Consider the following 14,085-nt stretch of genomic DNA (forward strand, 5'->3'; position numbering starts at 1 on the left):
CGCTTAGGCCTCCTTATTCTGGGTGGCGGGGTTGGGCGCCCCATGAGTTGCGGAAGAAGCGGCAGCGTTTTGGAAAGCCTCCGCCTCCTCATCGCTGACGGGGGAGAGGATTACTTTTTCCACGCGGCGGTCCTCCATCACCGTGACCTTGGCGAGCCAGCGCCCACTGTAGCCAGACTCAAACTCTGCCAAAAACGGGTTGTCCGATTCCGGCAGCAGCAATTGGTCATCCACCTGCGGAATCCGGCCGAGCTGTGCCATCACCAAACCTCCGAGGGTTTCATAGGGGCCCTCGGGGCTGTGGTAGCCCACCTTTTCCGTGAGTTCATCCAGGCGAACCAAACCGGCTACTTCCCAGGAGGTGCCGAAGCGCTGGAAGTCGCGCTCTGCTTCTTGGTCATCGTGCTCGTCGTATACCTCGCCCAGGATTTCTTCCACCACGTCTTCAATGGTGATGATGCCCGCGGTGCCGCCGTATTCATCAGCCACCAGGATCACCTGGGAACCCGCCGAGCGCACCGCGTTGAGCACCGAGTCGCCATCCAAGCTCTCCGGGACCACCGGAATTGGGCGGGCCAAGGATCGCATGGTGGTGGTTGCGCGCTGCTCCTGGGGGATAGAGAAGGCGTCCTTGAAGTGGACTACACCGAGGGTGTCGTCGAGGTCGGACTGGATCACGGGGAAGCGGGAGTGACCGGATTCGATTGCCAAGGCGATGAGGTCTGGGACGGTGTCGTCGGCATGCAATGTCTCGATAGTGGAGCGAGGCGTCATCAGTTCTGCCGCGGTGGTCTCGCCGAACTTCAGGGATCGGTCCAGCACCAGGGCGGTGTTTTCATCAAGGCCACCCGACTCAGCGGAGTTACGCACCAGCGCGGTGAGTTCTTGCGTAGAACGGGCGGAGGCCAGCTCATCCGCAGGTTCGATGCCCATGCGGCGCACCGTGAAGTTTGCCGCCCGGTTGAGCACGTTAATGAAACCCTTGAACACAGTATTGAAAATGCCCACCGGGCCCACTACAAAGCGGGCGGTCTCGAGCGGGTGCGTGATGGCGATGTTCTTGGGCACAAGCTCGCCAAACACCATGGACAAAAATGTTGCCACGAGCAGCGCGAGTATGAGGGCCACCGTGGTGGAGGAGGAAGCGCTTAGACCCACTGCTTCCAGCACAGGGGTAAAGAATTGCGCCAAGATCGGTTCAGCCAAAAAGCCCGTGGCCAGCGTGGTGATGGTGATGCCGAGCTGCGCGCCGGACAGGACGAACGAGAGGTTTTGGTAGTCCCTGCGCACGGCCTTTGCGCGGCCATCGCCTTTGGCCTGGACGTGGTTATCAATCGTGGAGCGCTCGAGGCCGGTGAGCGCAAACTCAATAGCCACGAACAGGCCCGTGCTTGCAGTGAGCAGCACAAAGCCAATAAGAGAAAGAATGCTTATGAGGATGTCCATCGTTGCCCTATACTAGCGGTTTCCTCGCTGCCTGCTGGAACGTGGCTGTGCGTTGCGGCTTGCATTTCCTTTGCCGCTACGTTCACGGAAAGGCTTAGCAGACTTGTTTTGGGCCTCGCCTCGAGCCTTGTTCCCATTTCGAGCCTTGTTCCCGCCCGCCGGGCGCCGATTCCCGCGACTCCCGGTGCCTGGAGTCTTGGGTGCGTCGGAATCCTTGCTGGGGCGCTGCTGGAGCATTTGGCCGAAGGGCGGCAGTGGGCTGCCATTCACCTTGCGGGCGCCAGTGATGCGGGCGAGTTCCTCCGAGTCCGCGGTGACGTGCGCTTCTTGGGCGTCTACGCCAGCCTTTTCCAGGAGTTTTGCCACCTCTTGACGCTGCTCATCGGTGACGAGCGTGACAACGGCACCGACGGCTCCAGCACGGGCGGTGCGGCCAGCTCGGTGCAGGTAGGCCTTGTGGTCGGCGGGTGGGTCGATGTGGACAACCAGGTCTACGTCGGCGATGTCGATGCCACGTGCGGCGATGTCCGTGGCCACGAGAACCGGAACGGAACCGTCGGTAAATCCCGCGATAGACGCGGTGCGCGAGCCCTGGCCTTTGTCCCCGTGCAGCCCCACGGCGTTGATGCCGATCCGGCGCAACTTTTTGACTTGCCGGTCAACCGCGTGTTTGGTGCGCATAAACATGATTGTTTTGCCTTCGCGCCCGGCGATGCGCGCCACAATGTCCGGACGGTCAACCTTCTGACCAACGTGGAACACGTAGTGCGTCATCGTTTCCACGGCTGCCTCCACCGGGGCAGTGGAATGGACGGCGGGGTCCTGCATGAAGCGGTCCACGAGTTTTTGCACATCGCCGTCCAAGGTGGCGGAAAAGAGCAACCGCTGACCGCCGGCCGGGGTTCGTTCAAGAAGCTTGGTGACCTGGGGGAGAAAACCCATGTCCGCCATTTGGTCCGCTTCATCTAAAGCGGTGATTTCCACCTTGGAAAGGTCCAGGTACTTCTGGTTGATGAGGTCCTGGGCGCGCCCTGGGGTGGCCACCAGAATATCCACCGGGGCGGCGAGCTGACGGATGTGGTTGCGGATGTTCACGCCACCCACAACATCGATGATGCGCAACCCACAGACCGCTGCTGGCTCGTCAAGGCGCTCGCGGACCTGCGCCGCCAACTCACGGGTTGGCGCGAGAATCAAGGCTCGGGGCTTGCCTGGGGCGCTGGCGCCGGTGCGAAACAGGCGGCTAATGATGGGCAGGCCAAAGGTAAAGGTTTTGCCGGAGCCGGTGGGGCCACGCCCAAGCACATCCTTGCCTGCCAATGCATCTGGGATCGCTGCGGCTTGGATGGGGAAGGGTTCAGTGATGCCCTGGCGCTGTAGTACATGGACAACAGCAGGGGCGAGGCCGAGATCGGCAAAGGTAGTCATTCGGACTATCCTAGCAGTTCGTACGGCCTCGCCCCTGCTTGAAAAGCGCGGAAGCGCGGTGTCTGGATGAACGTGAGACGGAAACTAGGCAGCAGCTAGACAGCAGCTGGGCAGCAACTAGTCAGTGCTGATCTCCGTGCGATCACCGGACCACAAGGTGTGGAAGGTGCCTTCCTTGTCCACGCGCTTGTAGGTGTGCGCACCAAAGAAGTCACGCTGACCCTGGATGAGGGCCGCTGGGAGGCGCTGTGCACGCAGGGAGTCGTAGTAGGAAAGGCTGGAGGCGAAGACGGGAATCGGCTGGCCGATCTGGGTGGCGGCAACCACCACGCGGCGCCAAGAATCCACCAGGTTGGAAAGCTCGCCCTTGAAGTACGGATCCAGCAACAAGGTTGGCAGCTCTGGGTTGGCGTCGTACGCCCCAACGATGCGATTGAGGAACTTCGCGCGGATGATGCAGCCGCCGCGCCAAATAGTGGCCAGGTCGCGTGGGTCCACGTTCCAATTGTGCTCGGTGGAACCTGCCTTGATCTCATCAAAGCCCTGAGCGTAGGCAACCAGCTTGGATGCGTAGAGCGCGCGGCGCACGTCCTCAATGAAGGTCTCGCGGTCCACGCCGAGCGCCTCAAGGGTGTGCAGCTCACCAGCAGGGAGCTCGCCCTGGGCTGCTTCGCGCTGTGCGGTGGCGGAGGAAAGTGCGCGGGCAAACACGGCCTCGCCAATGCCGGTGACTGGGATGCCCAGATCCAACGCGGCCTTTACGGTCCAGCGGCCGGTGCCCTTTTGGCCAGCGGCGTCCACGATGAGGTCCACCAACGGCGTGCCGGTCTCAGCGTCCACCTGCTTCAGCACCTCTGCGGTGATCTCAATGAGGTAGGAATCAAGGTCACCCTGGTTCCAGGTAGAGAAGATCTCAGAGATCTCCTGTGGGCTCAGGCCTGCGCCGTAGCGCAGCAGTTGGTAGGCCTCGCCAATCACCTGCATGTCTGCGTATTCGATGCCGTTGTGCACCATCTTCACAAAGTGGCCCGCACCGTCGGGGCCGATGTGGGTCACACAAGGCGTGCCGTCCACCACAGCAGCAATGGACTCCAGCAGCGGACCAAGCGCCTCCCAGCTCGCCTCCGGGCCACCAGGCATGATGGAAGGTCCGTTCAGCGCACCTTCCTCACCACCGGAAATGCCTGCGCCAACAAAGTTGAGGCCACGCGCTGCGATCTCCTTTTCGCGGCGAATCGTGTCCGTGTACAGGGCGTTGCCGCCGTCGATGATGATATCGCCCTCTTCCATCGCATCAGCGAGCTGGTTGATCACAGCGTCCGTTGCGGCACCGGCCTGCACCATAATGATCGCGCGGCGAGGCTTCTCCAGGGAGGCCACAAAGTCCTCGATGGTCTCAGAGGGGACGAAGTTACCCTCGTGCCCGTGCTGTTCAATAAGGTCATGGGTCTTTGCGGCGCTGCGGTTGTACACAGCCACGGTGTTGCCGTTCCGGGCAAAGTTGCGGGCAAGGTTGGAACCCATCACTGCGAGTCCAACTACGCCGATCTGTGCGGAAGTTGCTTGGTCAGTCATAAGCACACAGCTTACCCGCTCCCGCTTGTGATGCCCGCCCCAGGAACCTAGAGAAGCCGTAGGAATCTCACCCGGCGGCACAACGTACCCGCGCGCACACTCGAAAAACGTGGGTTTGGTTGCTTACATGTGGGTTTGGTGTGGGAAATCTCTCGCAGGTTGCGGCGGTACGAAGGCCCAAAAACCCAATGAATGAAAGCCTGCGATGCGCAGCCCAGGGGAGTCATGCAGCACCAGAATCCGCGTGAGCAGCACCTCCAATCCACAGGCAGGGCAAGGCAGTGCTCAGAGCTCTCACATGCAGCAAGGCATTGCCCAGGTACTCCCACCGCACAACCAGCACACCGAGCACAGCACTGCAGGCCCGAAACCGCTAGATTAAGGCGTATGCAAAACCAATCAGAATTCCTGAACGTACTGGCCAACCTTCCGGCGGAAGGTTTGAGCATTGAAGATCTGGCCACCGTCAACGAATCCACCACCGGTTTCTCCAAGACCCTGGGAATGCGCTTTACCCAGCTCACTCCTGAGACGGTCCGCGCTGAGCTACATGTTTCCGACGGACACCTACAAATCACCGGCATCGTCAATGGTGGCGTGTACTCCTCCCTGGCGGAAACCGCAGGTTCCGTTGCCGGCCTGATCGCGGCAAAAGGCCAGGTTGTTGTGGGCATGAACTGCAACACGGACTTCTTGGCACCAGTGTCTGCCGGTGTGATTGATCTAGAAACAAAAATTATCCACGCTGGATCCAGCACCCAATTGATCAAAATCAAGATGTACCACCGCGGCAAGCTCGTGGCTCGGTCCACCCTGCGCACCATGGTGCTCAACCGTCCAGCGCCAGCGCCCAAGAAGGACAAGTTCGAAGACTTCGAGGGCTAAAGCATGCCCACTTGGAACGACCTCATCAAAGCCAACCCCGGCCATTCCCAGCGGTACGCGCAGCGCTGGGAGGACTTCCTTTCCCGCGGTGAAGACATCGTGGGCGAGGCCAGGCTTATCGACGCGCTCAGCGCCCGCGGCAGCTCAATTTTGGATGCGGGTTGCGGCCAAGGGCGCTTGGACGGCTACTTATCCCAGCAGGGCCACAAGGTGACCGGTATTGACTTGGATCCCTACCTCATCGAACTGGCCACACAGAAATACCCGGAGGCAACCTGGGCAGTAGCTGATTTGAGCCAACCGATGCCAAAAGAACTTGAGCTGAGCGGGCAGTTCGATATCACCTTCAGCGCAGGCAATGTACTGACCTTCATCGAACCTCAGCACCGTGGGCAGGCGGTAGCGAACATCGCAGCCACACTGAAACCCCAAGGGCGCGCGGTGGTTGGTTTTGGCGCTGGCCGCGGGTATCCATTCGGCCAGTTCTTTGAGCACCTCAGCCAAGCTGGCCTTCAACTGGAAGGGAAGTACGCCACCTGGACGTTGGATCCGTGGACTCCCGATGCAGAGTTCCTGGTGGCAATCGCGCGCCGCGTTGATTAGCATCCGCGGGGCGCATTGCCTTAAGGGTGACGTCGGAAACGAAAGCCCCTCCCGCCTTCGCTGCACGTGAAGGGGGAGGGGATCGCGCGTTTCGGGGCTACTTTCCGTACTTCGCTGTGTCGCTGAGCTCGATTGGCAAGTCGGTGCCTTCTTCCTCGATGCGCTCGGCGAGCTTATGCAGGCCGTTACGGGCGTGGAGCTGCTGGCGGGTGGTTGCCAAGTTCCAACGCTTGCGCGACAGGGCGTTGATGCCCCAGGAGAACGCGGCGGTGGCGCGGTTGCGGAAGCCCACCAGGAACAGCAGGTGGACGGCGAGCCAGATGAGCCAGCCGATGAAGCCGGTGATCTCCACCTTGCCCATCTTCACCACGGCGTTGAAGCGAGACACGGTGGCCATGGAACCCTTGTCAAAGTATTCAAAGGCCTCACGCTCTTCCACCGGGCGGCCCTCGGCTTCTGCTGCGATCTGCTCGGCAACAAATTCGCCACCCTGGATGGCCACCTGAGCCACGCCTGGCAGGTTGTCCCGGTTCATCATGTCGCCGATCACGAAGACGTTGCGGTCATCGCCAACGGAGAGGTCTGGGTTCACCAACACACGGCCCGCACGGTCGAGCTCTGCGCCAAGTTGTTCTGCAACCAGCTTGCCCAGTGGGGAAGCAGACACACCTGCAGACCAGATCTTGCAGTAGGAGGGGATCACGTGCTCTTCGCCGGTGTTGGCGTCCTTGTAGGTCACCGCTTCCTCGTCCACGTTGGTCACCATGGCGTTGAGGTGCACGGTCACACCGATCTTCTCCAGGGAACGCTGCGCGTTGCGGCCCAGACGCTTGCCAAAAGGTGGCAGCACCTGTGGGGCGCCGTCCAACAGCACGATCTTTGCGTTGGCGGGGTTCGCACGGGTGTAGGAACCAGCGAGGGTGCGGTGTGCCATTTCAGCCAACTGGCCTGCGAGTTCCACACCAGTTGGGCCGGCACCAACCACCACGAAGGTGAGCAGGCGCTCGCGCTCAGCTGGATCCTCGGTAATCTCAGCGCGCTCGAAGGCGCCGATGATGCGGGCACGCAGCTCCAAGGCGTCATCGATGGTCTTCATGCCTGGTGCGAATTGGGCAAAGTGATCGTTGCCAAAGTAGGACTGGCCTGCGCCTGCGGCGATGATCAATGAATCGTACGCCACACGCTTCTCAATGCCGCCCAAGGCAGCGGTCACTACCTTGGACTCAACATTAATGTCCGTAACTTCACCCTTAATGATGTTGAGGTTTTCCTGGCCTGCCAACACCTGACGAGTGGATGGTGCGATCTCACCGGAGGAGAGGATACCGGTTGCCACCTGGTACAACAGCGGCTGGAAGAGGTGGTGATTGGTGCGGTCGATCAAGGTGACGTCCACATTGGCGCCCTTGAGTTCTTTCGCGGCGAAAAGACCACCGAAGCCGGATCCGATGATTACAACGTGGTGGCGGCCGCCATCAGGACGAAATGGAGTGTCAGACATAAATAAAGGGTCTTCTTTCTACAGCACCTTTTGGAGGATGTTTGTCTCTGTTTGTTTAAGTGAGAACTCGCCGCTTCTTTGCGGCAACTCCGCCAATTTTAGCTACCTCTGAGTCAAATGTCACCACGGATAGCACTTGCACTTTGCCTCACCTCGCGCTAAGGCAGTACCGGCAGGAATGGCCGCAACGAGAGGTCCCGCGTGGCTAAGCCAACAGCACCTCTGCCGCAGTTAGCATGAAACTTCAGTAAGGCCTGCGGGGCGTACGGTTTTGGAGCGATTTAACCAACTAAGGAGTGGATATGGCAGCAGCCAGGGGATTCATTGACCCCGAATTCTGGCCACACGTTGCAGCGGTTCCAGACTCCGTTCGTGCCCGCATGCGCGCCCGCAAAGCCGAAGCGGAGTTCGCCCAAGCCTGCGAAAAAGCACAGCTTGTACTCGAAGGCCCTGAGGCCGACCTCAAAGTCATGGAAGCCGACCTCTTCCTGCGCATCGCCCAAGACGGTTGGCTTGGCCTGGCTGAAGGCTTCATGGCAGGGGACTGGAGCGCGGAGAGCATTTCCGACGTCCTCACGCGCCTTGTGGAAGCAGGCTACTCGCCAAAGTCAGGCCCAAGGCACATCTACGGCCCTTACGACGGCACCGAAATCCCACCCGAGCTGGTCCGACATTTTAGTGGCGACGGTATGAGCGCTCACGGAACCATTTTTGCCTCCGGCGTTCCTACCAGGGAACGAGTCTCAGTAAAATCCTTTACCGCTTCCGCAGGACGCAACGGGGAACCTGCCAGCCACTTTGTGGACGTGACCACCTATTCCAGCCCCGCATTTGTAGAGCGTGCTGACCTCAAAGATGCCCAAATGAGGGCGGTGTCCAACCTACTTGATCAGGCAAAAATCACCTCCGGCACTCACGTCTTGGACTTTCCAAGCGCAGGTGCCACGTTGCCGATTGCCGCGAGCAGGAGGAGGGCAACGATCGACGCCATAACTTCCAGCGTTGAACAGGCCCAGGCCATGCGGCAGATGCTTGCATTGGCGCAGGTAGACGGCAGTGTGCATGTGGAAGTGTTTGAGGAACCGCTGCCGAAGCACACACATGCGCGGAGTATGTATGACGCCGTGGTGAGCGTGGAAAAGCTAGACAAGCTCGGGGCCCGGGGGCGGAAACATTATGTCAAGTCAATCAATGCGCAGTTGAGCCTAGGTGGAAACGTCGGGCTGCAAACCGTGATTGCAAGTGATCCCGCGGGGTCGGCGAAAGCCCGTGACGCGCTAGCGGTGTGCAATGCGTATCTGTGGCCGGCGTTTGAAATCGTCACGGCGGAACAGGTGCATCAGCTATTCGACACTCACAGCAACATTCGACTCACGGCTCAGACGCATTTTGGCAATCATTACGCGGTGGGCTTGCGGCTACAGCGCGAAACCTTTGAGGGCAAGCTGCGCGAGGCGGCCGCAGAGGGATTCGATGCCGTGTACCGCCGGCTATGGATTTTCCAACTCGCCATGCATGAGGCGTTGTTCCGTGCGGGGATTCTGGACGCGGTGCAATTCAGCGGAACCACGCGGGTGAGGAGAGCGGCGCGGCGGCGCTAGATGGTGGGTGATGGCTCGTGTTCGGGGCCGGAGCTCCCACAGATCCTAAATGACATAATGTACATTATCGGCCTTTTATTACTGTGGGACTTTATTGCTTAATAACGTCACACTGACAAAAGGCCTATGTCTCCCAGGTTGGTTACACCTTGAGGTGCTACTCGGTTTCTAGCTCCGCTCGAGCCTTGTACGCACTCTTGAGCTGGAAGGCTGAGATGATGAGCAAAACCATGGCTGCCGCTGCAATCATCCACGATCCGCTGAACGCCATGTATGCCCCGAACGCCACGATCACCAGGATCCGGAACCAGATCACCGGGATAGCCCTGGCGGCAATCATTGGACCTTCTCCAAAGTGATCAGTACGTTGAGTTCGCCTTCTTCGTCAATGCTCGCCGCAACGAACTCTGGCGCCTCCACGCCGTAGTCCAGACGGTTGATTGGGATCGTGGAGCTCATGGAGAGCTTCTCGCCGTCACGGACCACGTCGAAGGTTGCGTTGACCTCCTGGGACACACCCTTGATGGTCAGGGTTCCCGGGAGCTCGACGGTCCCAGGCGTGCCGTCGGTAGGCAGCCCGCTGAGGTCCACGCCAGCATCAGGCGCCGCCTCGAACGTAGCCTCTGGGTAGCGGTCCGTCTCAAAGATACGCGTGCGGACGCTCACGTCCCGCTTTTCCCTATCACTGTTTATTGTTGTCATATCAACTACAACCAAGCCGGATTCCAGGACGGAGCCGGAGATTGTGGCCTGACCGCTTACCGTGCGCGTGGATCCCGAGGTGGTGAGCCGTTCGCCTGGAAGCACCTCGTTGAAGGTAAAACCCACTGAGGAGATGTTTGGCGCATCGCCGTACACAACCTCCCATTGCCCGTCCAGGTCGGTGCTTGCTGGCTGGGAATTGGTGGTGTCGATGACCCCTGTCTTTACTCCGGGGCCGCGGAACAATGGAATGAGCACGATGGTCAACGCAACGAGCGCCAAAATAACTACAACAGCCGCCACGGCGATGACCAGGGGCTTTTGCTTCCGGTTCATTTACACATCTTTCTTCAAGCTAACGATTTCCCAGATTTCCAGACCTGGAAGGGAAAGCATCGGGGTCCACTCCCCTTTTGCTATACACCCTACAATTGCCGCGTACTTCCCTATCTAAGCTGCTCAAGTTTGCGGGCAAGGTCTACGAGTTCTTCACACAGCTCACCAATCTCCTGTGCGTCCGCTCCCTCCGCCGTAGCGGTGGCAACATCTTCTGCCGCACATCGCAATGCATAGAGGCCGTCCCATAGGGTTTCGGCTTTGGCCGCGCTGAGCATCACAACGTCTTGCGGAATGGCTTTACCACTCACACCATTGCGCTGCTCATACGCCCGCTGCCTACACGATTGCGAACAGAACTTGCGGGGCCGCCCACGCGGCGTGACCTCAATTTCTTTATGACACCACGCGCATACAGCATTCGGGCGGGCACCCGTGCCTGAACGAGAACGCGAGCGTGAACCCAATCCCGATCTCAATTCCGATCCCGATACGGATACCGACTCCACGCCGAACCTTGAAACAGACATCCGCTTCATTCTAGTCCCTGCGCAGTGCTTTTGGCACGCGAAGCACCCTCACCCACCCGTTTGGAGTGAAAAGGTGCAGCCTAAGCTTTGGCGTGCGTCTTCTGGTCACGCCGAAGATGCATAACGATGCATAACACCGCCGGGAACAAGAGGGCGTAGCAGTGCGTTATAGTTGTATGGTTCAAAAGCCATACCCATCTGCCGCGGCGTAGCGTCCGGCACTGGCAATCGCGCTTGCTTGCACGCAGCGCGTGTTGTTCAGGTGGGTTGGCCAACAGAAGGAAAGGGATTCACACATGGCAGATCGTGTTCTGCGCGGCAGCCGCATGGGCGCAGTGAGCTACGAGACAGACCGTGACCATGACCTCGCACCCCGTCAAATGGTGCGATACAAGACGGAGTCCGGCGAGATCTTTGATGTTCCTTTTGCCGACGATGCCGAGATCCCAGGCACCTGGCTGTGCAAGAACGGCCAGGTAGGCCAGCTTATGGAGGGTGAAGGCATTGAGTCCAAGCCCGCAAAGCCGCCACGCACCCACTGGGACATGCTGCGTGAGCGCCGCTCCATCGAGGAACTCGACGTCTTGCTGGAGGAACGCATCGAGCAGCTGCGCAAGCGCCGCCGCAATGCAGCCCGCCTGCTCAAGCAGCAGCAGGATGAGGCCAACGAGGCGCAGGAAGCCTCCGAGGAATCTTAAGCAAAATCCTCAAACAGAAATTTTAAGCAACTTCAGCCCCGTGAAGGCTCATGCAAAATGCCACCGGCACATCGCCGGTGGCATAAACATTTTCAGAGGCCAAGTGCCCCATAGGCCAAGCGCCTTAGATCAGGTGCTTCTTGCGGAAGTTTTCCACGGAGCGGCGCCCAAGGCGCACGGTCTCGTCAAACAGCGCACGCGCCTGCTGGCTGCGGTGCGCAACGCCCCACTTGGTGACCTCCAGGAGGGAGTCCTTCACAAAGGAACCATCCAGCTTGGATTCGCCAATTTCGCGTTCGGTGAAGGTGATGGGCACCTCGCGGACGTCAAAACCTGCCTGCACAACGCGCCATGCCATGTCCACCTGGAAGATGTAGCCAGCGTTGGAGAGCTGGTCCAGGTCAACAGCCTCCAGGACCTCGCGGCGGAAAGCGCGGTAGCCTGCGGTCATGTCGGAAAGTCCGGCACCGAGCGCCATGGAGATATAAAGGTTGCCGCCCTTGGAGAGAATCCAGCGGTTCTTTGGCCAGTTCACTACCTCGCCGCCAGGCACATAGCGGGAGCCAATCACCAAGTCAGCGCCTGCATCCACCTGCTCGAGCAGGAGGTGAAGTTGTTCGGGAGCGTGGGAGCCATCTGCGTCCATCTCACAGAGCACGGTGTAGCCGCGCTCCAGGCCCCAGCGGAAACCTGCAACGTAGGCACCGCACAGGCCGCCTTTGCCTTCGCGGTGGAGCACGTGCAGGTTTGCGTCTTCTGCCGCCAGTTTGTCTGCGGCTTGACCGGTGCCGTCTGGGGAGTTGTCATCCACAATGAGGATTTCTACCTCGGGTGCTGCCACGCGCACGCGGCTGGTGATCAGCGGGAGGTTTTCCAGCTCGTTGTAGGTGGGGATGATCACCAAAGTTTTGTCGCTTGGCTTGGCCATAACGTGTTACTCCTCAAAAACTTGAATCACTGGGTGTTGGCAGTTGATCCACGAACTTAGCGAGCTTTCCGCGTGCTTCCACCCGTCTTTTTGGGTGAAGCCTTCCCTGCAGCTTTGCGCCGCGGTGCGGTTGTTCGTGTGCCCTTGCGCTTTGTGCTTTGCGGACGGGTTGCCAATGCCAACAGCCCAAGAACGCTTCCAATGATAACCAAGGAGGTTTCAATTGCAGAACCTACCCGCACAGAGGCCGTGATTGTATCCCTCAATGGCAACGTTTCCACCAGGTGCGCGGCCTCAAAGATCTCAGTGTGCTGGGTAATATTGCCGTCCGGGAGCACGATGGCACTGACTCCCGACGTCGCCGCTACCACCACAGCCCGGTCCAATTCCTTGGCCCGCATGCGGCTCATGGCCAATTGTTGGTAGGTCATGTCAGAGAATCCAAAAGTGGCGTTGTTGGTGGGAGTAGTGAGAATGTGTGCGCCCGCCTTGACGGCGTCTCGCCCAGCGGCATCAAAGGCCACCTCATAACAGGTGCTCACGCCCACTAACACTTCCCTACCGGTGGTCGCTGCTGTCATCCGCACTACGCCGTCGCCGGTTCCCGGTTGGAAGTTGCCCGCATAGTCCACCATTGAAGAAAAGTTCCTCAAGAAATCCCGGAACGGCATGTACTCCCCAAATGGCTGCAGGTACTTCTTGTTGTGGACTTCCGTCGCACTGATCACGGCTTGGCCGGCTTGGCTCATGCTTTCTGGAGAAAACACCGCCATGGTGTTAAACGGCCTCGGTTGGCCTTCTTCATCTACCAATCCATTGGCAGGTCCCCGTGACACGGTGCCTACCAGGATCGGTGCCCCCGCAGCTTGCACTGCTTGGGTGACTTCGCGGGCGGCGTCGTAATCGTATAAAGGACTCACGTCCGCCGAGTTTTCGGGCCAAATGATGAGGTCCACTGGTTCCGATCCGGAGATCGCCGCGGTTTCTGCAACATGATTGCGCAGCACCGCCATGCGTTGAGCGTTGAAGTCTAGGCCCAGGCGCGGCACGTTGCCTTGGACCGCGGCCACCCGGACCTCCCCCACTGCAGGCGTATGTGCAACTCCAGCGCCAGTTACAGCGCTTCCCACCGAAACGAGCATCACGAGCGCAATCGTGCACGCTGAAAGCACCCGTGTATCAGCCTGAAACAATCCCAGAAGCGCACCTGCGAGCAGCACGGTGGCAAAACTGACCAGTGCCACCCCGCCGAGGGGCGCGAGCTCTGCCAGCACGCCATTGATTTGACCCCAGCCCAGGCGCACCCAGGCAAAACCGCCGAAGGGGAAACTCGAGCGCGCCCATTCCACCACACTGTATAGTGCGGCGAAGGCCAGCAGGCCAAACCTTGGCCAAGCAAGCACTCTCACACCGGCTGCGCCGAGCACGAGCCAGTAGAGGGAAAGAAACACGCAGAGGGCAATGTAGGGGAAGTTCCCCACAAAGGCCCCGATCCACGGCAGCAGGAACAGCAGTTGCACCATGGAGTACACAAAGGCAATTGCCATGCCTTGGGGAATGGTAGGAGCTGCTACGTGGCCTCCTTTTCCCCCACCTTTGCGGACCAATCCCGGCCTCGGCGGCTGAGGCATCAGCGCCGCGATAAGGAGCGCCGCACCTGCCACGCCTGCGATCGCCCACCCAAGCGGCTCATAGGAGGCGTAGGTGAGCAGGCCTCCCAGCGCCGCAAGGAGAAGCCGCGCAAAGAACTGAAACCGCTGGCTCCGCGTCATGGCTTCGGGCGCTGGCCAGGATTTGTGCCGTCTTCTCCATCGCTGGAACTGCCGCTGTCTCCGCTGCCACCGGCACTTCC

The 14,085-nt window shown here is 59.8% G+C and carries 13 protein-coding genes; 4 read left to right on the top strand and 9 right to left on the bottom strand.

Features of this window, described 5'->3' with window-relative positions; translation table 11 throughout:
• Nucleotides 1–3: 3 nt before the first annotated feature.
• From NQ018_RS03825 to gnd, 3 genes are all read right to left on the bottom strand, one after another.
• Nucleotides 4–1,446, bottom strand: a complete 1,443-nt coding sequence (locus NQ018_RS03825) for a hemolysin family protein (protein WP_257058576.1) — start codon at nt 1,444–1,446, stop codon at nt 4–6.
• Between the two features lie 12 nt (nt 1,447–1,458).
• A complete protein-coding gene (locus NQ018_RS03830; protein ID WP_257058577.1) occupies nt 1,459–2,874 on the bottom strand; it encodes a DEAD/DEAH box helicase in 1,416 nt (471 codons plus the stop codon).
• A gap of 117 nt (nt 2,875–2,991) precedes the next feature.
• Nucleotides 2,992–4,449, bottom strand: a complete 1,458-nt coding sequence (gene gnd / locus NQ018_RS03835) for an NADP-dependent phosphogluconate dehydrogenase (protein ID WP_257058578.1) — start codon at nt 4,447–4,449, stop codon at nt 2,992–2,994.
• Nucleotides 4,450–4,836: 387 nt separating this feature from the next.
• Between gnd and NQ018_RS03840 the strand changes: the two genes are divergently transcribed.
• Nucleotides 4,837–5,334, top strand: coding sequence for a PaaI family thioesterase (locus tag NQ018_RS03840; protein WP_257038133.1), 498 nt, complete (start codon nt 4,837–4,839; stop codon nt 5,332–5,334).
• Between the two features lie 3 nt (nt 5,335–5,337).
• On the top strand, nt 5,338–5,937 hold the full coding sequence (locus NQ018_RS03845) for a class I SAM-dependent methyltransferase (RefSeq protein WP_257058580.1): 600 nt from the start codon (nt 5,338–5,340) through the stop codon (nt 5,935–5,937).
• Between the two features lie 97 nt (nt 5,938–6,034).
• Here the strand turns inward: NQ018_RS03845 and NQ018_RS03850 are convergent, their stop codons facing one another.
• Nucleotides 6,035–7,438, bottom strand: a complete 1,404-nt coding sequence (locus NQ018_RS03850; protein WP_257058583.1) for an NAD(P)/FAD-dependent oxidoreductase — start codon at nt 7,436–7,438, stop codon at nt 6,035–6,037.
• Nucleotides 7,439–7,740: 302 nt separating this feature from the next.
• On the opposite strand from NQ018_RS03850, the gene NQ018_RS03855 reads away from it, so the two are divergent.
• On the top strand, nt 7,741–9,039 hold the full coding sequence (locus tag NQ018_RS03855) for a class I SAM-dependent methyltransferase (protein ID WP_257058585.1): 1,299 nt from the start codon (nt 7,741–7,743) through the stop codon (nt 9,037–9,039).
• 157 nt (nt 9,040–9,196) lie between these two features.
• On the opposite strand, the gene NQ018_RS03860 is transcribed toward NQ018_RS03855, so the two are convergent.
• The 3 genes from NQ018_RS03860 to NQ018_RS11500 all read right to left on the bottom strand — a co-directional run bounded on the left by NQ018_RS03860 (nt 9,197) and on the right by NQ018_RS11500 (nt 10,388).
• Nucleotides 9,197–9,379, bottom strand: coding sequence for a hypothetical protein (locus NQ018_RS03860; protein WP_257058588.1), 183 nt, complete (start codon nt 9,377–9,379; stop codon nt 9,197–9,199).
• Nucleotides 9,376–10,077, bottom strand: a complete 702-nt coding sequence (locus NQ018_RS03865) for a YceI family protein (protein ID WP_257058589.1) — start codon at nt 10,075–10,077, stop codon at nt 9,376–9,378. Before NQ018_RS03865 ends, NQ018_RS03860 begins: the two co-directional genes overlap by 4 nt.
• Nucleotides 10,078–10,187: 110 nt before the next feature.
• Complete coding sequence (locus NQ018_RS11500; RefSeq protein ID WP_306428899.1) at nt 10,188–10,388, bottom strand: hypothetical protein; 201 nt, start codon at nt 10,386–10,388, stop codon at nt 10,188–10,190.
• 515 nt (nt 10,389–10,903) lie between these two features.
• Between NQ018_RS11500 and NQ018_RS03875 the strand changes: the two genes are divergently transcribed.
• Entirely contained in the window at nt 10,904–11,305 is a 402-nt protein-coding gene (locus NQ018_RS03875) for an RNA polymerase-binding protein RbpA (RefSeq protein WP_257038141.1), read from the top strand.
• Between the two features lie 124 nt (nt 11,306–11,429).
• Here the strand turns inward: NQ018_RS03875 and NQ018_RS03880 are convergent, their stop codons facing one another.
• Nucleotides 11,430–12,233: a polyprenol monophosphomannose synthase gene (locus NQ018_RS03880; RefSeq protein ID WP_257058592.1), complete on the bottom strand. Its 804-nt coding sequence runs from the start codon at nt 12,231–12,233 to the stop codon at nt 11,430–11,432.
• A gap of 56 nt (nt 12,234–12,289) precedes the next feature.
• Nucleotides 12,290–14,005 carry an apolipoprotein N-acyltransferase gene (gene lnt, locus NQ018_RS03885; protein ID WP_257058595.1) on the bottom strand — a complete coding sequence of 572 codons (1,716 nt, stop codon included), beginning with the start codon at nt 14,003–14,005 and terminating at the stop codon, nt 12,290–12,292.
• Between the last annotated feature and the right edge of the window lie 80 nt (nt 14,006–14,085).

The organism is Corynebacterium kozikiae, from assembly GCF_024580965.1.
GTDB classification, from domain to species: domain Bacteria; phylum Actinomycetota; class Actinomycetes; order Mycobacteriales; family Mycobacteriaceae; genus Corynebacterium; species Corynebacterium kozikiae.